Genomic DNA, 20571 nt, shown 5'->3' with positions numbered 1-20571 from the left:
GGGCTTAAGCGATGACCACGAGCTTCAAGGCTCTGTTCGATCTGACCGGCCGCACCGCCGTCGTCACCGGCGGCTGCGGCATTCTCGGGCGACGCTTCGCCGAGGGCCTCGCCGAGTTCGGCGCCAATGTCGCGATCGTCGATCTCGAGCAGGCCTCGACCGATGCGGCGGCAGTCGACGTGACGTCACGCCATGCCGTCCGCGCCAGAGGTTATGGCTGCGACATCACCGAGCCCAGCTCCGTGCGCAACACGGCCGATGCGATCGAAGCCGACCTGGGACCGGTCTCCATCCTGCTCAACAATGCCGCGAGCAAGACCCGCGATGTCGATGCGTTCTTTGCGCCGGTCGAGACGTTCTCGCTGGACACCTGGCGGGAGATCATGGCGGTCAACCTCGACGGCATGTTCAACGTCGCGCAGGTGTTCGGCGGCCGAATGGCCGAGCGCGGCTACGGCGCCATTGTGCAGACCGCCTCGATCTACGGCCTGATGGCCCCCGACCAGCGCATCTACGAAGGCTCCGAATATCTCGGCCGCGCCATCAATACGCCTGCGGTCTACACGGCCTCGAAGGCTGGCGTGATCGGACTGACGAAGCACCTCGCCACCTACTGGGCGGCGAAAGGCGTTCGCGTCAATACCCTCACCCCGGGCGGGGTGGAGAGCGGGCAGAACGAGACCTTCAAGGCGCGCTACGGCGCCCGCATTCCGCTCGGCCGCATGGCCCGCGCGGACGAGATGGTGGGGACGATGCTGTTCCTGGTGTCGGATGCTGCGTCCTACGTGACCGGCCAGAACATCGCCGTCGACGGCGGCCTGAGCGCCTGGTAGCAAAATACCAATGATCAAGCGCCTGGTCCAAAATACGGTGATTTCGGCGCTGGCCTTCGGCGTGGCCGCGTTGCTGGGCCTCCTCGTTATCCCGCTGATCATCCGGACCTGGGGCGTGACCGAGTTCGGCCTCATCGTCATCTCGCGGCTGCTGCTGCCCGGCGGCATGATGGCGGTGCTGGACCTTGGCCTGTCCGAGGTCGCCACCCAGGTCGTCGCGCGCGCGCGCGAGCATCGCAACTGGACGCAGGCGAGCCACCAGATCACCTTTCTGGGGATCGTCTCCATTGCCCTCGCCTTGATCCTGAGCGCCGTCATCTGGCTCACGACGCCACTGCTCGTGAGTGCGATGAAGGTCGACGCCGCGCATCTGGAGACGTTCACGCGGATCATGCACTACACGGCGCTCGCGAATCTGCTCTTCGTTCCGGCGCTGGTGTGGGAAGGGACCGTCAAAGGCTTCGAGCGCTACAACCTGCTCCGCGTGGCGGAGGTCACGTCAACGGCGGCCTATGTCGGCCTGACATTCGCGGCATCGTGGAATGCGGCAGGCTTCGAGATGGTCGCCTACGTCTATCTCGGCACGCTTGCAGCCCGCGCGATCGTCATCGGGATCGCCGCGTTTGTCGGCCTGCGGCACAAGCACGTGCGATTGCTGCCGTGGACCCCTGATGTCCGGCGGGATCTCCTGCATCGCTGCCTGCTGCTCTTGCAGGGCAAGCTGATGGGCGGCATTTCCGGGCCGCTTCAACCGTTTCTGATCGGACTGCTGTTCGGACCCAAGGCCGTCGGCACCTACGACGCGCTGGTGCGATTGTCGCGCGTTTCCAAGGTCGTGGTCAGCCTGCTGACATCCGCCCTGCTGCCTGTCGCCAGCCGCCTCGATGAGCGCGGCAGCACTACCTCGTTCCAGCGCCTCGGCGACCTCGGCCTCATCATGATGCCGATGTTTGTGGTGCCGCCGCTTGCCGCAACCGCGATCCTTTCGCCCGAGATCATGAACATCTGGATCGGTCCTCTTCTTGCGCCCTACGCGTTCTGGATGGGCCTGAGCTTCCTGGTTCCGATCTGCGCGCAATATGTGGCGATCGGCAGCCTGATCTTCCTGACGCGGCCCGAGGTGCAGGCCCGGCTCAACACGCTGATGGCGATCCAGCTGCTGATCTGGGCGCTCGTCTCCGCCGCGACATTGCATCTGTTCGCAGAACGCGCCCTGATTCTCGGCCAGGTCATCGGCAGCATTGCCGTCCTGCCCTGGCAGCTTGGAGAGCTGCGCAGCGCACTCGATCTCGATCGCAATCGCTTCGCGCGGGCGATCGGAACCCAGCTCGCAATCCTGGTCCTGGCAAGCATTTTTCTAGCAGCAATTGCAGGTTACATTCGGTTCGACAGCGTGCTAAAGCTCGCGCTCGGTTCCATGGTTTTCTGTCTAATCACCTGGGTGCTTCAATACTTTATGGTGCTCGAGAAGCGGCACCGGACTGTATTCCCCGCGGTCGGACAACTGATGGGACTGACATCCAAAAGCAGTTGAATGAACATCCACGCGACAGACACGAAAGCCGTCACAGATTTCGCTCCGGCATCGTTGTCGGACAAGGCAACGGCGTATGCACTGGATGCGGCCAGGAGCATCGGCCGTCTCGCAATGCGCCGTGTGCGCACCGCTGACGTCGTCGATTCCGAATACAATCTGACGCACTGGCAGCGAATGCTCTCGGAAAAGCCCTGGACGAAAGCCGCGAGCATCGGCGAATTCCTGGTCCCGAAGAATTCCGCGCAACAGCTTCGCAAGGTCGACAATCGGATCTGCAGGGTCCCGGCGGACGACTATTACAGCTATCGCGCTCGAGCCCTCGGCGAACTGCTGGCGCGCCACACGGGCGGCGCCACGGAGATCGTCGAGCTCGGCACAGGCTGCGGCGTCAACCTGCTGTCGCTTCACCTCAATCATCCTGACTGGAAGCTGCGCGGCTTCGACATCGCGCCGAACGGGATCGCCGCGGGCCGCGAGATCGCCGCGCACTTTGGCCTGTCCGACCGGATCTCGCTCGACAGGATCGACCTCACCGACGGTGCCGATCCAAGCTATTCCGCGATCAGGGACCAGGTCGTCTTCACCTATTTCTGCATCGAGCAGATTCCTTATGACGTGCGCAAGGTGGTGGACAACATCATCGCGGCGGGGCCGAAGCGCGTCATCAACATCGAGCCGACGACAGAGCTCCTGAACCTGGCAAATCCGCGGGATATCGTCAGCTTCCTCTACATCCGTTCGGTCGACTACCAGACGCAGCTGTTCTCGACCCTGGACGATTACGAGCGACAGGGCCGCGTCCGCATCTTGGCCCGTGAACGGATGCCGTTCGCCCCGACGATCCACAATGATGGTTTTTTGTATTGCTGGGAGCCCACATGACGACCATCAACACGACGGCCGATCGACCTGCCCCCAAGAAGGCGAAGGTGAGCCAGTTCCGCCGCCTGCTGTGGCATGTTAACCGCACCGACCTCGGATGGGTGCTCAAGGCGGCTCTGACCGGGCTGCAATTGCCGGCCCGCGCCAAACGCGTCGCGCTCCTGAAGCAGCTTCCCGCAAAGCCCGAATGGGCCGCGGCGAGCCGCAAGCTCGACCAGGACGGTTATGTCGACGTATCTGCGCTCGTCGATCGCAGTCTCGCGGAAGCCGTCGCATCGTTCGCCGACGGCAAGGTCAGCCGGCTCAACGAGCTCGTCGGCCGTCAGAAGGAAGGGCACAAATCGTTCTGGGTCAGCCTGCTCGACGAAGACCTCGTCAACGGCGCCTTTGCGACCGACCACCCCTTCGTTCGAAACGCGCTCCAGCCGGCTGCGCTGCGCATCATCGGCGACTTCATGCACGACCTGCCGCAATTGTCGGACGTGGTGCTGACGTTGTCGCAACCGACGCCCAACCAGGCGCTGAGCTTCTCCCAGTTGTGGCATCTCGACCACGACGACAAGCGCGTCTGCAAGCTCTTCATCTATCTGACCGACGTGCAAAACACCGCCGACGGTCCGTTCACTTTCATCCCGGCCGGGCCGTCGAAGGCATTTCGCAACACTCTCAAGAGCCACATGAGCGACGCGCAGGTGTTCGCCAAGACCGGGCCCGACGCGGTCAAGGAAATGATCGCGCCCCGGCTGTCGTGCTTCATCGTCAACACCGCCCGCTGCCTGCACATGGGAAGCCGGATCCAGTCGGATCACAGCCGCCTGCTCTACACGGCAACCTATATCCAGCAGCCGCGCATCTATCCCGAACCGCCGGCGCGCTTCCGCGCGGTCGGTGCCCTGACGGACCTCGAGCGCACCGTGATGCGGCTCTGACGCGGACCTCCGGGAGCTGATATCTTGCGCATAGGCCTGGTGGTCGATCACCCCAAGCGTGACCTGCCGGGGGCAGTCATGCTCGGTTATCAACTCGCGCGGCGCGGCGTCTCCGTGATGCTGGTGCCGATGTACGAGCAGGCGGTCGACGTCCCGCGGCTCGGGCTCGATGCGCTCGTGGCCAACTATGCGCGCCCGGTCAATCTCGACCTGATGCGCAGCTTTGCCAAGGCCGGCCTCGCGCTGTACGTGCTCGATACCGAAGGCGGCGTGCTCGCGGAGAAAGGCGGCAACTCGCCGCCGGCGATGGCCGCGCACATCAAGGGCAGCGGCTACGCCGAGATCCTGGCGGGCTATTTCTTCTGGGGCAACCGGCTCCACGACGCCTTCCTGGCGGAGGGAACCATGAAGCCGGAGCAGCTCCACCTCACCGGTTGTCCGCGCTTCGATTTTGCAGCGCCGCGCTGGCGCGCGCTGCTCGACGGCGAGCCGCGCGGCTATCTGCTCGTCAACGCCAACTTTCCGCTGGTCAATTCACGCTTCACCGGCAAGCCCGGCGGCGAGCGCGAGGCGATGGTGCGGGCCGGCTGGGATGGCGCCTATGTCGATCGCTTCATCGCGGACCTGAAGCAGGTCTTCGCCAACTATCTCGCCGAGATCGACCGGCTCGCCGCAGCGCGGCCCGACCGCAGCATTCTCGTCCGCCCGCATCCCTTCGAGAGCGAGGACGTCTATCGCAACGCGCTCGCGCGCCACGCCAACGTCCTGGTCGACGGCACCGGCAGCGTGCTCGATCGCATCCGCAATGCGGCCGCCGTCGTTCATCTCAACTGCGGTACGGCCGTCGAATCGGTCTTGCTGGGAAAGCTGCCGCTCCAGCTCGAATACCTGAACACGCCGACGACCGCCGGGCATGCCGCGCTGCCCGCGCGCGTCAGCCGGTCGGTCACCTCGTTCGACGAATTGCTCGGCGCGATCGATCACATCGACAGCGAGACCGAGACCTTCGATTTCGCAGGCGTTCACGCCGCCGATATCGAGGCCTTCTTCCATCTCAATGACGGACAGGCCGCCGACCGGGTCGCCGATGTCCTGACGCGCGCACGAGGTACGCCCCGGCCTTACGTCTCGCTGCTGGCGACCGTGAAGGGCACGCGCGACAAGCCGAGCGTCGGCCAAATCGTCAAGGGCGCCGCGAGCGCCGTGCTCGGATCGGCCGTCACCGAGCGGCTGCGCAGCCAGGTCAATCCGGCCCGGCGCGACAAGCGGATCGAGCCGAGCTTCGTCAAGATCCTGCTTCAGCGTATCGCAGCTCATGATCGCGCGAGCCCGTCGCAATTTACGGCAAGACGCGCGCATTGCGCGACGACGGGCTTGCCGCTCGCGAGCATCGCGATCGAACCCGCCCGATAGAGTCATGACCACATCCGCAAAGACCATACTCATCACCACGCTTGCCGAATACCAGACCCGGTTCTGGATTCCGGTCGCGCAGCGGCTGCGCGCCGCGGGCAATGATGTCGAATTGCTTGCCTTCGACGATCGCAGCGCCGAGATATCGGCCGCTGCAGGCGTGCCGGTCACGAACATGTATCGCGAGGGCCTCAAGGCCGCCTCACCGCCCGACGACCGCAAGGCGTTCGATGCCCGTGTCGCCGGCTATGGACTCGACGGGACCAATTTCCTGTTCAGCCACGAGCGTTTCACCTTCGGCATCAGTGATACGGCCGCGTTGCGCCGGCGGTTCATGATCTATGCCAACGCCATGGAGGCGGTGCTCGACCGGCTGGAGGCACAGGGGCGACGTGCCGAGCTGGTCCAGGAGCTCGGCGGCTTCCTCTCCGTCATCGCGAGCTTCTACGCCGCCAGGCGCCGGGGCATCCGCAACTGGTTCATGGAGCCGTCGTTCTTTCGCGGCCGGATGTATTTCACGCCGGACAGCTTTGCCGCACCCGACATGATGGCGAAGCCAGCCGATGCCGTGTCCCCCGAGGTGCGCGCCTATCTCGACGATACGCTGGCGCAGCGCGCGATCGTCATCCCCAAGAAGGACCAGCATCATTATTCGGCGGCATTCAAGAAGGTCGCCAACCTGCGCAATGCCCATCGTCTTGTCGAAAAGCTCTGGGACCAGTTCGCGCTCGGCAAGCACCAGGAGTTCGGACACAATCTCAGGCATGCGCGCGTGCACGCCGCGATGGCCCTCAACGCGACGCGGCTGCGCAAGCTCTACAAGCCGATCCCGGAAACGCCCTTCGTCTACTACCCGTTCCACGTTCCCGCCGACATGGCGCTGACGCTGCGCTCGCCGGACTATCTCGACCAGGTCGCGACCGTCGATTTCCTGTTGCGCACGATCCCGGATTCACATGTGCTGGTGGTGAAGGAACATCCCGCCCAGATCGGCGCGATCTCGGCCGATCGCCTGTACGAACTCGCGCGCCGGTTCGACAATTTCGTGCTGCTGCCGCCGCAGACCAACAATTACACCGTGCTCAATCGCGCCGACGCCGTCATCTCCGTCAACAGCAAGTCGGGTGCCGAGGCGCTGCTGCTCGGCAAGCCGGTCGTGGTGATGGGCGATGCCTTCTACCGCTCCTGCCCGCTGGTCTATGCGGTCGATCGCCTGGCCGACGTGCCCGCGCGGCTCCGCGAAGCATTGCGCGCCGGGCCGTTCGATCCGGCCAGAGGCGCGCCCTATTTCGAGTTTGCCTGGCGCCGGTCTTATCCGGGCGAGCTCTATATCAGCGATCCCAAGCTGCTCGACACGTTTTCCGCCTCCTTGCACACGGCCATCGCCGAACCCGCCGGTGTGAACTGAACGGACCCATCATGCCGCTCGTCTCGATCATCACACCGTCCTGGAACGTCGAAGGCCTGATCGAGGAGACGATCCGCTCGGTGCAGAACCAGACTTTCGCCGATTGGGAACTCCTGATCGCCGACGACTGCTCGACCGACAGGACGCCGGAGATCATTGCGGCGATCGGCGAACGCGATCCTCGCGTCAAGCTGATCCGGCAGGCCAAAAATGGTGGTCCGGCGCTCGCGCGCCAGGCCTCGATCGATGCTGCGCAGGGCCGCTATCTCGCTTTCCTCGACAGCGACGATCTGTGGCTGCCCGGCAAGCTCGAGCGCCAGCTCGCGTTTGCCCGCGAAAAGCGGGCGGCACTCAGCTACACCGCTTTCCGCCGCATCGACGAAACCAACACGGTCACCGGACGCCTGATCGAGGTGCCGGCTTCGCTGAGCTACGAGCAGCTGCTGAAGAACACCGCGATCGCAACGCTGACCGCGATGGTGGACCGCGAGATCGCCGGTCCCATCGCGATGAAGAACGAGGGCTACGACGATTTCTGCCTGTGGCTCTCGATCCTCAAGCCCGGCCAGACCGCATTCGGCCTCAACGAGGACCTTGCACGCTACCGCGTCAGGGGCTCTTCGGTCTCCAGCCGCCCGATGCGCTCCGCCAAATGGGTCTGGCAGATCTATCGGGACGTCGAGCAACTCTCCCTGGTCAGATCGGCATGGTGCTTTGCCCATTGGGGGGCGCGAGCCTGGTTGAAGCGGCGGGAATTCTAGCGACGCTCGCGACCCTGCGCGGCAAGCGCCGCACAGCCACCTGCGACGGCGGGAAATGAACATTGCGACCTGGATCGGTTGTCTCTAGTCTGCCCCGGATCGGAGGGGGCTTTGCGTGTACAATCAAGGTGTTATTCCACTGGCAGCGCGTCCCCTCGCCGATCGCCGGGCCAGGATAGGCTGGGTGCTGTGCAGCCTGTTTCCCGCAATTTTTCTGCTGTCTCTGTTTGCGCTGACTTCGCTCAGCGCGCCCGAACATGACGACTTCTGCTTCGCGGAACTGTACATGCGCCACGGCTTCGTCCAGACCGTGTCGATCTTCTATCATTCGCAGTCGGGCCGGATCCTGGCCCTCTGGCTGACCCAGATCCCGCCGGCAATCTCCGCTGCGGCCAATGTCAGCTTACTGTCGGCCTATGCACTGACGATGGCTGCGAGCGCGGGGCTGTTCATAGCCGCGACGGCCCTCGCCATGGTCCGTGCCTGGCCTCGCACCGGCGCGCTTCAATTGACCTTCCTCACCTTCGCATTCGCAAGCGCCGCGGTTAGCGCGGCGCCGAGCGTGCGGGATCTGCTCTATTGGCTGTCGGCCGTGACCTGTTACGTCCCGCCCGCCCTGGTCACCATCCTGATCCTCGGGGAGTGCATTCGGGCGCTGGACGGGCAAGCCGGCTTTTCATGGCCGCTCAGCCTTGCCATGGCCGTGGGCGGGTTCGCGGCTGCGCTGTGCAACGAATTCACCGGCGTCTGGCTCCTGCTGATGGTCTCGGCGTCACTGAGTGCGCGCCATGTCTTCGGCCAGCAGCGCCAGATCGTGCATCACATCCTGATCGCAACGGCGATCGCCATCGGATGGATGATCGTCGTATCGGCCGACGGCAACGGCACGCGCATGGAACAACTCCCGAACGGGGGGCGTGTGATCTGGTCGGTTTTCCAAGCGCTTCTCGATTCGCTCGCCGGACTCGGCCGCTTCCTTCGAGAGCCCGCCATCGTCGCCTGGCTCGCCGCTGTCGGCCTCATTGCATTGGACGGGCCCGATCCCGCGCCCACAGCGCCGCAAAAGAGCAGGCTGTTGGCCCTCGGCACGATCGCGGTCTGCCTGGCGTGCTGCTATTTCGAATATTTCGCTCATCGATATGCGACGGGGATGCGGCTTGTCGAGCGGGCGCAGAACCAGGCGTTGATCCTGCTGCTGTTCGGATCGACGCTCAGCGTCAGGCTGCTCGTTCGCGCCTACCGCCCGCAATTGCGCGAACGTCTTGCGGCGGGCGCGGGTCGCGGCCTGCTCGGTCCGGTCGGGATGCCCGCGAGCCTGACGCTCCTCATGATCGCCTCGCTTGGCCTGAGCTCGACGGCGCTCCAGCTGCGCTCGCAGTGGCAGAGCCTGTACCCGTACTGGCGGGAGAGCGCCGCACGGCACGCCCTCCTGACAACGAGCCCCGAGCCGGTTGTCGCCGTTCCCCGGCACGAATGGACGCCGTCCCTGCTGATGACCGCCGACGTGACGGCCGATGCCGGCAGATTGCCGAACGACTGCATCGCCAGATATTACCGCAAGTCCGCCATCTACGCCGCCGGCACGCCGCGGTGATCCCTTGCCCCGCTTCAGAGACACCAACGTGAAAACAATCAGCGTCATCACGCCCTGCTACAATGAAGAGCTGAACGTCAGGGATTGCTATGAGGCGATCCGGAAGATCTTCGACGGCGAGCTCAAGGGCTATCGGCGCGAGCACATCTTCTGCGACAACGCCTCCGACGATCGCACCGTGGAGATCCTGCGCGAAATCGCCGCACAGGATCCCGCGGTGAAGATCATCGTCAACGCACGCAACTTCGGACCGCTGCGCAACACCTTCAACGGCGTGATGGCCTCGCGCGGCGACGCCGTTCTCCTGTTCATGCCGGCCGATCTCCAGGATCCGCCCGAACTGCTTCCCGAATTCGTCAAGCTGTGGGAGGCCGGCTACGAGATCGTCTACGGCATCCGCGCGGTCCGCGAGGAAGGGCGGCTGATGCGCGGCATCCGCAATGCCTATTACCGCGTTCTGACCCGTTTCTCCGAGGTCAACGTTCCGCCCGGCGTCGGCGACTTCCAGCTCGTCGACCGGCGCGTCGTCGAGGCGATGCGGAGCGTCCGCGACACCTATCCGTTCATGCGGATGATGACGTTCGAATGCGGCGGCCGCGCCGTCGGCGTTCCCTACACCTGGCGCCAGCGCAAAAAGGGTTTTTCCAAGAACCGCGCCGGCGCGCTGATCGACCAGGGCCTCAACGGGCTGGTGTCGTTCACCACGGCGCCGGTGCGCTTCGGGCTGTTCGCGGGCTTCCTGATCTCGGCCCTGAGCATCGGCTATGCGATCGTCAATTTCGTCGTCGGCCTGATCCTGTACAGGCAGCTCGCCGAGCCCGGCATCATCACGCTAATCGTCGCCATGTTCTTCTTCGGCGGCGTGCAGCTGTTCTTCATGGGCATGATCGGCGAATACGTTCTCGCGATCTACGGCCAGGTTCGCGAGAAGCCCGTGGTGTTCGAGCGCGAACGCGTCAATTTCGACCCCGCACCGCCGCCCGGCACGTGACGTACGGGCCGTCTCAGCGCTTCGCCAGCGATTGCTCGATCCGCGCGATGATCGCCTGAACCGAGAGGCCGGCGGCATCGAGCAGCGCCTCGCGCGATCCCGCCTGCGAGGTCTTGCCTCCCTGCTCGGGAATGCCGATGCCCGCGATCGGCGGCCTGACCACGTCGCCGGCGAATGCGCCCGCCACCAGGCTGAACAGGCCGCCGCGCAGGATGTGCTCTTCGAGCGTCACGACGAGCGCGGCATCGCGCACGGCCTCGCGGATCGCGGCCTCGTCGAATGGCTTCAGGCAGGAGACGCTGACGACACCGGCGTCCTTGCCGCGCCTGGCCAGCTCGTCGGCAGCCTCCAGCGCGCGTGAGGCGACCGGTCCAGACGCGAGGATGACGATCTCCCGCCCCTCGCGCAGGACGCGCGGCCTGCGGATGTCGGTCACCGCGGTGGCACCCAGATTCGGCTCGCCGGCACGGCTCAGCCGCAAATAGGACGGCTTGCCGCTTGTTGCGATCAGACGCGTCGCGGCGCGCACCTCCATGGGATCGCAGGGCACGAACACCTCGATGCCCGGCAGCATCGACATGATGCCTGCATCCTCCAGCGCGTGGTGGGTGTAGCCCTGACTGCCATAGGCATAGCCGGCGCCCACGGCCACGACCTTGACGTCGGCACCGTGGTAGCAGACGTCGTTGCGGAGCTGCTCGAGGCAGCGCAACGTCGGGAAGTTGCCGATCGAGTAGATGAAGACCGTCTTGCCCGACAGCGCGATGCCGGCGGCGATCCCCGCCATGTTCTGTTCGGCGACGCCGACATTGAAGTAGCGCTCGGGAAACTTCGCCGCAAAGGGCTCAAGCACGGAATAACCGAGATCGCCGCAGAGCAGCCAGATATCGGGATTCTCGCTCGCGGCCTGCGACAGGCTCTCGATGAACGTCGTCCTCATGCACCGACCTCGGCCAACGCCTGCGCGAGCAGTTCATCCGAGGGCGAGCGATAGTGCCATTCGAGCTTGTTCTCCATGAAGCTCACGCCCTTGCCCTTGATCGTGTGTGCGATCACGACGGTCGGCCGGCCCGAGGCCGCCGGCACCGCGCTCAGCACACGCTCGAGCGCGGCCGTGTCGTGACCGTCGATCTCCTCGACGTGCCAGCCGAACGACCGCCACTTCTCGGCGAAGGGATCGAGGTTGAGAACCTCGGCGACCGAGCCAAAGCTCTGGATCTTGTTGAAGTCGACGATGACGCAGAGATTGCCGAGCTTGTGATGGGGCGCAAACAGGATGCCTTCCCAGTTCGAGCCCTCGTCGCATTCCCCGTCGCTGAGCAGGCAGAAGACGCGGCTGCCACCGCCTGCCGAGCGCGCGGCAAGCGCCATGCCGATCGCAATCGGCAGGCCGTGGCCGAGGGAACCGGTGGAGACCTCGACGCCGGGCACGGCGTGGCTGACGTGTCCGGTGAAGATCGATCCGTCGCGGCAGTAGGTGTCGAGCTCGGCGAGCGAAAAGAAACCGCATTCGGCGAGCGTTGCGTACATGATCGCCGTGGCGTGGCCCTTGCTGAGCACGAAGCGGTCGCGACTGGCGGCTTGCGGATCGGCGGGGTCGACGCGCAGGATTTGCGTGTACAGCACCGCCAGGATGTCCGCCATCGAGAGGCAGCCGCCGATATGCGAGGCCTTGGCGGCATGCACCATGCGCAACGCGTGCGCACGGATCCGCCGGGCGAACTCCCTCGGCTCAGGACGATTTGCGGGAAGACTTGGTCGCGTCATGCCAGTTTACCGTTTCGCGTAGTCCCTGATCCAACGGCACTTCGGGCTTCCAGCCCAATGCGAGCATGCGCGAAACGTCCGCGGCCAGGACCATAACCTGATCGGGCCGGTACGCCAACTCGCCGAAGCCGAGCACTGCGCCGGGGTCGACGAGATCGCGCAGCCGCGTCACCGTCTCGCGCAGCGGCGGCGCATCCGCACTGCCGACGTTGAAGATGCCGCCCGCAGCTTCATGCGTGATCGCCAGCCGGAAGGCGGCCGCGGCATCGCGCGCGTGCAGAAATCCCCAGCGCTGCTCGCAGGCCGTCAGCGCCATGTGCTGTCCGGAGCGCAAGTTCCGGATCATGCCCGGGATCAGCCAGTGGTCGGCATCCTTCGGCCCGTAGGTCGAGAAGATCCTGAGCCAGGCCGCACGCAGCCCCCGCTCCTCGCACAGGCGCATCGCCATCGATCCGGCCGCGAGCTTGGCCATGCCGTACAACGTCGTCGGCCGCGGCGCATCCTCCTCGCGAATCGCGCGATCGTAGGGCCCGTACTCCGCCTGCGATCCGGCGCCGACGAAGATCCCGGCACCGGCCTCGGCTGCGAGCTCGGCGAGCCGCACCGTGTCGGCGACGTTGACCGCCTGAACCGGGCTGTTGCGGTCGGCCCCTGCGACGCCGCGCCAGGCCATGTGCACGACCGCCTCCGGCGCAAAGGCCCCCAGCGCGCCGCGCAGCCCGTCCAGATGCTCCAGGCTGCCCGGGATCACGTGCAACCGGTCATGGACCTCCCCGAGACGCCAATGGGAGCTTGCCGGCCGCAACAGGACCGCCACCTCGTGCCCCCGCGCCACGAGGTCCGCAACGAGATAGGAGCCCAGAAAGCCGCTTGCGCCGGTGACAAAAACACGCATGGCCCCGGGTAGATCAGCTACCCCGGGCCCGTCAATGTCCCGGTTCGGCAAGCGCCCCGGCCCGGAGCCGCGTTCCCGGCACGGTTGGAGCCCGATCCGACCTTGATTATCCGGCCGATGCGGCTAAACGGGGGGCCAGGATCGAGGTTCGACGACGCAGGGGTAGACGCATGAGTGACTTCAGGCTGGCCATGGTTTCCGCGGGCTTCGAGCACGGCGGAAACGTCACCCATCGTCACTTCGACGGCCATCCCGACCTGCTCGTCTATCCCTTCGAGTCGCAGCTCGGCAACCGCAACTTCAACGACTTCCTCGCTTCCGTCGAGCGCGTTCAATACCGCTATCCCGAATTTCCGGAAGGGCTGAGCGCGATCGAGCTCTACGAGCAGATGATCGACGAGGAGCTGAAGACGTTCCTGCGCAAGCGCAACGGCTCCAAGTTCCGCGATGCGGACTGCGTGATGGACGAGAAAAAGCGCGTCGCCGAATTTGCCCGGCTGGTCGGCGAGCCTCCGGTCTTCCGCCGCCAGGTGATCGAGGCCTTCTTCCGCTCGACCTTCGCGGCCTGGGAGAACTATTACGCCAAGCCGCGCCCGGGCATGGTCCATGTCGGCTATTCGCCCGCCATCGGCATCGACGCCGACCGCATGGTGCGCGACTTCCCCAACATCCGCATCCTGCACATCGTGCGCAATCCGTTCTCGGCCTATCGCGACACCAAGCGCCGCCCCTTCCCGCAGCCGCTGACGAAATACCTGATCACCTGGAACATCTATCACTCGACGGTCGAGATGTTCGCGAAGATGTATCCGCAGAACGTGCGGATCTTCCGCTACGAAGACCTCGTCGAGGACAAGCGCAAGTTCATGACCGAGGCAGCCGGCTTTATCGGCGTGCCCTTCGCCGATGCCATGCTCTATCCGAGCTGGAACGGCGTCGAGATCAAGGACTCCATCGCGCCCTGGGGAACCGTGCTCAAGAGCACCAGGGACTACAACCAGGCGGTCATCGAGGAGCTCTCGGACCAGGAGCGCAGGCAGATCGCGCAGGGCACCGCGGCGCTGGCCCGTCATTTCGGCTACGACCGGATCGACTATCTGAGCCCGCTCTATCGTGCTGAGTAAGATCGCGTTCTTCGAAACCGACGACCGCCCCGACATCGCCGCCGATCGCGCGCGCCTTCTGCCCGCACTTCAGCGGCATCTGCAATCCTCCGGCCGCGACGTCACCGTCACGCCGGTGCCCGACGGCACGCTCGGCGTCTGCCTCAAGGCGGATGTCTCCGGCGAAAAGCGCTTTGTGAAGACGCATCTTCCAGGCGCCACCGCGCGCGCCAGCCTCGCCAAGGAAGCCGAGATCCTCGCGCGGCTCTATGGCAAGTCGATCGTGCTCGACCATTTCGAAGTCCCGCTCGCGGACGGAACGCTCCGGCTCTGCATCCTGATGCCCGTGCTCGTACCGCTGGCCGCCCCGATGCGGCCCGCGGACGCTGCCGCGATGGCGCACGAATGCAGCAAACGGCTCGAAGACTGGCGGCCGGATCATCTTGCCTCGTTCGAGCGCTGTCTGGCATCCGCCGCTCAGGCCCTGAAGACGCTGTCCGACCGTGGCCTGCTGGAGGAGGCCAGCGCGGCCGAGGTGCGCCGGCTGATCGCGCTGCTCGGGGATCGTCTCGCGGATTTGCCCGAAGCGCTCTGCCACGGCGATTTCGGACCGAAGAACATCATGCTCCAGGGAACCGAGCCGCGCGTCATCGACTGGGAAGACGCGTTCCGCGGCATCGCCGGCTACGACTACCTCTACTGGCTGACCTTCATGGAGAACCGGCCGTCCCTGCAAACCGCCGCCTTCGGCCGAACCGGCCTCGCCCCGGACGTCGAGCGCGCCATCCTCGCGCTCGTCGTCCTGCTCAAATCCTACCTGGCGGTGTTGTCGGGCGCGCATCTGAAGCACGCGGTGTCCGCCCAGGCCCGCATCGCCGAGATTCTCGATCTGCCGCGCTGATCATGCCGCCTGCGCGGCGCCGACGACCTGATCGAGCTGATCGAGCGAGAACTTGCGCAGGTCGCGGCCATCGCGCAGCGCCTTGTACCAGTCGACGGTGAGACGAAGGCCCTGCCCCAGATCGAGCCGTGGACTCCAGCCGAGTTCGTTGCGCGCCTTCGCGCAGTCGAGCCTGAGATAGGCGGCTTCGTGCGGGTGCGGACCGGCATCTGCCGTCCACCGCGCCCCGTCGCCCCATAGCGCGATCAGATGATCGACCACCGTCCCGACCGGGACCTCGCTTGCAGCGTCGGGCCCGAAATTCCAGCCGCCGACGAAGCGCTCGTCGCCCGCCAACCGTTCGACCAGCGTCAGATAGCCGAGCACGGGATCGAGCGCATGCTGCCAGGGTCGCACCGAATTGGGGTTGCGGATGCGCAGCGCCTCGCCGTCGAGGAAGGCCTGCATCGCATCGGGCACCAGGCGGTCGCGCGCCCAGTCGCCGCCGCCGAAGACGTTGCCGGCCCGCGCGGTCGCGACGCGCGCGGCGCCCTGCGTATTGAAGAAGCTGTGGCGATAGGACTGCGTCACGAGCTCGGCGCAGGCCTTGCTGTTGCTGTAGGGATCATTGCCGCCGAGACGGTCGTCCTCGCGGAAGGCCGTGCCGGCGCCATTGTTCTCGTAGCACTTGTCGCTGGTGACATTCAGGATCACCTGCACCGAGCGCAGTTGCCGAGCGGCCTCCAGCACATGCACCGTGCCCATCACGTTGGTCGCGAAGGTCTCGACCGGCTCCTCATAGGACGGGCGCACCAGCGCTTGAGCGGCCATGTGGATGACGATGTCGGGTTCGGCCTCCGCCATTGCGGCGCGCAAGGTCGCGAGATCGCGGACATCGGCGATACGATGCTTGATGTCGTCGGCGATGCGCGCCGTCACGAACAGTGCGGATTGATGCGTCGGCGGCAGCGCATAGCCGTAGACGCTGGCACCCAGCCGACGCAGCAGCAGCGAGGCCCATGCGCCCTTGAAGCCGGTATGTCCGGTGAGAAAGACCCTCTTGCCGCGCCAGAATGCCGGATCCGTCACCAGACCCTCCATTTGGCGCGGTTGCCCGCCCACTCGCCCTCGAGGAAGTTGCGATCGCGCAGCGAATCCATCGGGTGCCAGAAGCCGTGGTGCACATAGGCTCGCAGATCGTCGCCGCGCACGAGTTGCTCCATCGGCTCGCGCTCCCAGATCGTCTTGTCGCCGGCGATCAACTCGCCGACCGATGGCGACAGCAGGAAGAAGCCGCCATTGATCCAGCCGCCGTCGTCGTTCGGCTTCTCCTCGAAATTGACCACCCTGTCGCCCTCGATCGAGACCGCGCCGAACCGTTTGGCCGGCCGCACCACCGAGACGGTGGCCCGGCGCCCATGCGCCTTGTGGAAAGCGATCTCGGCGGCCAGGTCGATATCGGCGACGCCGTCGCCATAGGTCAATGCGAAGAAGGGCTCGTTCGCGACGTAGGGCAGCACCCTCTTCAGCCGGCCGCCGGTCTGCGTCTCCTCGCCGGTATCGACCAGCGTGACCCGCCACGGCTCGGCGGTCTCGCGATGCACCTCCATCCGGTTCTCGGCGAGGTGGAAGGTGACGTCGGACATGTGCAGGAAGTAGTTCGCGAAATACTCCTTGATCATGTAGCCCTTGTAGCCAAGGCAGATCACGAAATCATGGAAGCCGTAATGGCTGTAGATCTTCATGATGTGCCAGAGGATCGGCCGGCCGCCGATCTCGACCATCGGCTTCGGCCGCGTGCTGGTCTCCTCGGCGATTCGGGTGCCCAGCCCCCCGGCAAGAATTACGACTTTCATTGACCTGCTCCGAACGGGAAGACTCGTTCCCCTCGCACTCCAGACGGCTTCTATACGAACTGGCGGCGCCTGAAAAATCGTCCGCGGCGCGAACCGTTCGGACTTTAGAGGTATTTAAATACCTAACTCAAGCCTATTGGCGTTTCCTTGCGTAGCCGATACCACTCTGCCGGCCGCACCGGACGAGACCGTCCCAAGATCCTGCCCGAGATCCTGCTGGAACCGATCATGCCGTTTGAAAGCTACAAGAACAGCCGCATCCTCGTGACCGGAGGCGCCGGGTTCATCGGATCGCATCTCTGCGAGCGACTGCTCGATGCGGGCGCCGAGGTGGTGTCCGCCGACAATTATTTCACCGGCAGCCGGCGCAACATCGCCCATCTGATCGCAAATCCGCTGTTCGAGGCGGTCAGGCACGACGTCACCTTCCCGCTCTACATCGAGGTCGACGCGATCTTCAACCTGGCCTGCCCGGCCTCGCCGATCCACTACCAGCGCGACCCCGTGCAGACCACCAAGACCTCCGTGCACGGCGCCATCAACATGCTGGGCCTCGCCAAGCGGCTCAAGGCCCGCATCTTCCAGGCCTCGACCAGCGAGGTCTATGGCGATCCGCTGATCCATCCGCAGACCGAGGATTATTGGGGCAACGTCAACCCGATCGGCATCCGCTCCTGCTACGACGAAGGCAAGCGCTGCGCCGAGACGCTGTTCTTCGACTATTGGCGCCAGCATGGCCTGCCGATCAAGGTCGCGCGCATCTTCAACACCTATGGGCCGCGCATGCAGCCCAATGACGGACGCGTGGTGTCGTCCTTCATCGTCCAGGCGCTCAAGGGCGAGCCGATCACCGTGTTCGGCGACGGCGGGCAGACCCGCTCGTTCTGCTATGTCGACGACCTCGTCGAGGCCATCGTGCGGCTGATGGTGACGGCGGAAGACATCACCGGCCCGATCAACCTCGGCAACAATTCCGAGTTCACGATCCGCGAGCTCGCCGAGAAGGTCATCAAGCTCACGGGCTCGCGCTCCAAGCTGGTGTTCAAGCCGCTGCCGCAGGACGACCCGCGGCAGCGCCAGCCCGACCTCGCCAAAGCGAAGGCGGTCCTGAACTGGGAGCCGAAGGTTGCGCTCGAGGACGGGCTGAAGGAGACGATCGCCTATTTCAAGCACTCGCTTGAGCTGGCCTGATCCCGCTCGCAACTCCCCTCGTCCGCAGCGAGCCTGCCCGCAATGAACGCACCATCCGGTATCGTCAGGGATCTCCGATTGCGGCTGGACTCGAAGGCCGCGCTGACGATCCTGGTGCTGCTGCACAGCCTCGTCACTTGCCTGTCGCTGATCAAGGTCGCGACCTTCCAGTACTATATCAGCTTCAGCGGGGAGCGCCTCTGGATCGCGATCATCGTTGCGCTCGGCTTCTCCGTCGTTTCGCTGCTGTTCGCCGTCGCCCGCTTCAGCTTCGGTTATTTCGTCGGGTTCTATTTCTACACGATGATCCTCGGCTTCCTGTGGATCGACGTGTTCTCCTATTACAGCTACCCGCAATTGCCCGCAGGCATCTCGGCGGCGTTGGCGCTGGTGCTCTTCCTGTTGCCCGTGCTGTTCGTCAGGGCGCCGCTGCGACAGCTCGTTGCGTTGTCGCATGCTCATTTCGAGCATCTGCTGACGCTGATCCTGGCGGTCTCGGTGGTCACCATCGCCGTGGCCTCTACCTACAATTTCCGGCTGATCACGGTCGCGCACATCTACGACTATCGCAACGCGCTCGAATTTCCGGCAGCGGTGCGATATCTCACGGGCTGGGTCTCCAGCACGTTGTTGCCGTTCGCCTTCGCCTGCTACTGGCTGCTCGGCCATCGCTGGCGCGCTGGCCTGGTCCTGATCCTGCTGCTGTTCTTCTACCCGATCACGCTGACCAAGTTCGCTTTCTTCACGCCCGCCTGGCTGATCGCACTGGCCGTGCTCTCGCGCTTGCTGGAAGCGAGGACTTCAGCCATCGCATCGATCTTCGTCCCGATGCTCCTTGGCCTCATCGTGATCGTTCTGACGGGCGCCCCCCTCAACAGCATTCCCGGCAGATATTTCGACCTCGTCAACATCCGGATGATCGCGACCGCATCCAGCGCCCTCGACATCTACAACAATTTCTTCGCGAGCCATCCGCTGACCTGGTTCTGCCAGATATCCATCCTCAAGCCGCTGACGCATTGTCCCTACCAGGCGCCGCTGGCGGTCGTGATGCAGGAGGCCTACGACATCGGCAATCTGAATGCGTCGCTGTTTGCGACCGAAGGGATCGCATCCGTCGGCCTCTACCTCGCGCCTTTGACGGCGCTCGCATCCGGCTTCGTGCTGGCGCTTGGCAACCGTGCCTCCGCGGGACTTCCGCCCCGCTTCGTCCTGATGTCCGCCGGCGTGCTGCCGCACGTCCTGCTCAACGTGCCGCTCTCGGTCGCCATGCTCACCCACGGCACCGCCATCCTGTTCATGCTCTGGTACGTGATGCCCCGCAGCCTGTTCGAACGGAAACCGTGACGCCGTGCGCATCCTGATCCTCAACGCCGACTATCCGCGCTTCCTCTCCTGGCTCTACCGGCGCAGGCCGGGCCTCGAGAACGAGCCCTACGCGGCGCAGATGGCGGCGCGAAACGCCAGCCTGTTCGGCGTCGCCGATTTCTACTCCCGCAACTTTACCGGTCTCGGACACGTCGCCGCCGACATCCATGTCAATAATCCCTGGATGCGGGCGGCGTGGGCGCGCGAGCACGGCCTCGCCGTCACCGAGCCGGCACCGCCGGGCGCGCCGGCCGCGCGCGATGCCGTTCCCGGCTGGCTGCAACGCGCCATCGCGCCATTCAAGCCGGTGCTGCGGCCGCTCGCGCGCAAGGTCGGGCTCAGCCCGCGTCTCGACGCGGAAGCGGAACAGATCCTGCTGGCGCAGATCGAGGAGTTCCAACCCGATCTCGTCCTCAACCAGGATCTGTTTCATGTCGACACGCGCCTGGCGCGCCGGATCAAGCAGATCGGCCGCCCGATCCTGATCGGCCAGATCGGCATCTCGCCTTCGCGCGGCGAGGACTGGTCGGTCTACGACCTCATGATCTCCCAGATGGCTGCCGTCGTCGATTTCTTCCGTTCCCACGGCGCGCGCGCCGAGGTGGTCCATCTCGCCTTCGAGCCTGCGATCCTCGACATCCTGCCTCCGCTGCCGTCGCAAAACTTCGACGTCACCTTCGTCGGCGCGGTGTCGGCGGATCACCAGCTCCGTGTCGCGCAGCTCGAGGCGGTGGCACGGCGCTACGATCTCAAACTGTTCGGCAGCGGCCTGCATACGCTTCCCGCCTCCTCGCCGCTGCATCGCTGCTATCAGGGCGAGGTGTGGGGCGTGGAAATGTACCAGGCGCTTCGCGCCTCGCGCGTCACGCTCAACTCGCACATCGACATGGCCGGCCGCGAGGCCGGCAATGCGCGGCTGTTTGAGGCCACCGGGGTCGGCGCGTTCCTGCTCACCGACTTCAAGGACAATCTCGACACGCTGTTCGCGCCCGAGCGTGAGGTCGCAGCGTGGCGCACGGTCGAGGACTGCCTTGCGATGATCGAGCGGTATCTCTCCGACGATGCGGCACGCCTGTCCATTGCAAAGGCGGGACAAGCCCGGACATTTGCCGCCCACACGTTCCGCAGGCGCGTCGAGGATATCCTGGCTTTCGTGGGCTAAA

The 20571-nt window shown here is 65.1% G+C and carries 19 protein-coding genes; 14 read left to right on the top strand and 5 right to left on the bottom strand.

The window, feature by feature from the left end:
- Positions 1-11: 11 nt before the first annotated feature.
- From ACXJMY_RS19270 to ACXJMY_RS19230, 9 genes are all read left to right on the top strand, one after another.
- Positions 12-833 (top strand): SDR family oxidoreductase, encoded by an 822-nt coding sequence (locus ACXJMY_RS19270; protein ID WP_456620919.1) that lies wholly within the window; start codon positions 12-14, stop codon positions 831-833.
- A gap of 10 nt (positions 834-843) precedes the next feature.
- The gene (locus tag ACXJMY_RS19265; protein WP_456620918.1) at positions 844-2367 is read left to right on the top strand and encodes an oligosaccharide flippase family protein; all 1524 of its coding nucleotides are present in this window, start codon (positions 844-846) and stop codon (positions 2365-2367) included.
- A gap of 114 nt (positions 2368-2481) precedes the next feature.
- Positions 2482-3252 (top strand): class I SAM-dependent methyltransferase, encoded by a 771-nt coding sequence (locus ACXJMY_RS19260; protein ID WP_456620993.1) that lies wholly within the window; start codon positions 2482-2484, stop codon positions 3250-3252.
- On the top strand, positions 3249-4181 hold the full coding sequence (locus ACXJMY_RS19255) for a hypothetical protein (protein WP_456620917.1): 933 nt from the start codon (positions 3249-3251) through the stop codon (positions 4179-4181). The genes ACXJMY_RS19260 and ACXJMY_RS19255 overlap by 4 nt, the downstream gene beginning before the upstream one ends.
- A 24-nt stretch (positions 4182-4205) precedes the next feature.
- Positions 4206-5594, top strand: a complete 1389-nt coding sequence (locus ACXJMY_RS19250) for a surface carbohydrate biosynthesis protein (protein ID WP_456620916.1) — start codon at positions 4206-4208, stop codon at positions 5592-5594.
- A 4-nt stretch (positions 5595-5598) separates the two neighbouring features.
- Complete coding sequence (locus ACXJMY_RS19245; protein WP_456620915.1) at positions 5599-7002, top strand: capsular polysaccharide export protein, LipB/KpsS family; 1404 nt, start codon at positions 5599-5601, stop codon at positions 7000-7002.
- 11 nt (positions 7003-7013) lie between these two features.
- A complete protein-coding gene (locus ACXJMY_RS19240) occupies positions 7014-7763 on the top strand; it encodes a glycosyltransferase family 2 protein (RefSeq protein ID WP_456620914.1) in 750 nt (249 codons plus the stop codon).
- A gap of 184 nt (positions 7764-7947) precedes the next feature.
- A complete protein-coding gene (locus ACXJMY_RS19235; RefSeq protein ID WP_456620913.1) occupies positions 7948-9357 on the top strand; it encodes a DUF6056 family protein in 1410 nt (469 codons plus the stop codon).
- A gap of 28 nt (positions 9358-9385) precedes the next feature.
- Complete coding sequence (locus tag ACXJMY_RS19230; protein ID WP_456620912.1) at positions 9386-10348, top strand: glycosyltransferase family 2 protein; 963 nt, start codon at positions 9386-9388, stop codon at positions 10346-10348.
- A gap of 13 nt (positions 10349-10361) precedes the next feature.
- On the opposite strand, the gene ACXJMY_RS19225 is transcribed toward ACXJMY_RS19230, so the two are convergent.
- Genes ACXJMY_RS19225 through ACXJMY_RS19215 form a run of 3 tightly spaced genes read right to left on the bottom strand, consistent with a single transcriptional unit; the run spans position 10362 to position 13010 of the window.
- Positions 10362-11288: a transketolase family protein gene (locus ACXJMY_RS19225; RefSeq protein WP_456620911.1), complete on the bottom strand. Its 927-nt coding sequence runs from the start codon at positions 11286-11288 to the stop codon at positions 10362-10364.
- Positions 11285-12115: a transketolase gene (locus ACXJMY_RS19220; RefSeq protein WP_456620910.1), complete on the bottom strand. Its 831-nt coding sequence runs from the start codon at positions 12113-12115 to the stop codon at positions 11285-11287. The genes ACXJMY_RS19225 and ACXJMY_RS19220 overlap by 4 nt, the downstream gene beginning before the upstream one ends.
- On the bottom strand, positions 12081-13010 hold the full coding sequence (locus ACXJMY_RS19215; RefSeq protein ID WP_456620909.1) for an NAD-dependent epimerase/dehydratase family protein: 930 nt from the start codon (positions 13008-13010) through the stop codon (positions 12081-12083). The genes ACXJMY_RS19220 and ACXJMY_RS19215 overlap by 35 nt, the downstream gene beginning before the upstream one ends.
- 170 nt (positions 13011-13180) lie before the next feature.
- Here ACXJMY_RS19215 and ACXJMY_RS19210 point away from each other — a divergent pair, with 170 nt between their 5' ends.
- Complete coding sequence (locus ACXJMY_RS19210; protein WP_456620908.1) at positions 13181-14134, top strand: sulfotransferase family protein; 954 nt, start codon at positions 13181-13183, stop codon at positions 14132-14134.
- On the top strand, positions 14124-15014 hold the full coding sequence (locus ACXJMY_RS19205; protein ID WP_456620907.1) for a phosphotransferase family protein: 891 nt from the start codon (positions 14124-14126) through the stop codon (positions 15012-15014). Before ACXJMY_RS19210 ends, ACXJMY_RS19205 begins: the two co-directional genes overlap by 11 nt.
- Here the strand turns inward: ACXJMY_RS19205 and rfbG are convergent, their stop codons facing one another.
- Both rfbG and rfbF read right to left on the bottom strand, forming a co-directional pair.
- Entirely contained in the window at positions 15015-16082 is a 1068-nt protein-coding gene (gene rfbG / locus ACXJMY_RS19200; RefSeq protein ID WP_456620906.1) for a CDP-glucose 4,6-dehydratase, read from the bottom strand. It abuts the gene before it with no gap.
- Entirely contained in the window at positions 16079-16849 is a 771-nt protein-coding gene (gene rfbF / locus ACXJMY_RS19195; RefSeq protein WP_456620905.1) for a glucose-1-phosphate cytidylyltransferase, read from the bottom strand. The genes rfbG and rfbF overlap by 4 nt, the downstream gene beginning before the upstream one ends.
- A gap of 228 nt (positions 16850-17077) precedes the next feature.
- Here rfbF and ACXJMY_RS19190 point away from each other — a divergent pair, with 228 nt between their 5' ends.
- Genes ACXJMY_RS19190 through ACXJMY_RS19180 form a run of 3 tightly spaced genes read left to right on the top strand, consistent with a single transcriptional unit; the run spans position 17078 to position 20570 of the window.
- Positions 17078-18040, top strand: a complete 963-nt coding sequence (locus ACXJMY_RS19190; protein ID WP_456620904.1) for a UDP-glucuronic acid decarboxylase family protein — start codon at positions 17078-17080, stop codon at positions 18038-18040.
- A gap of 42 nt (positions 18041-18082) precedes the next feature.
- Entirely contained in the window at positions 18083-19387 is a 1305-nt protein-coding gene (locus ACXJMY_RS19185) for a hypothetical protein (protein ID WP_456620903.1), read from the top strand.
- 4 nt (positions 19388-19391) lie between these two features.
- Positions 19392-20570, top strand: coding sequence for a CgeB family protein (locus tag ACXJMY_RS19180; RefSeq protein WP_456620902.1), 1179 nt, complete (start codon positions 19392-19394; stop codon positions 20568-20570).
- The last annotated feature ends 1 nt before the right edge of the window (position 20571 follow it).

This window comes from Bradyrhizobium sp. P5_C12 (genome assembly GCF_054049735.1).
This window is presented reverse-complemented; position numbering and strand designations above follow the sequence as displayed.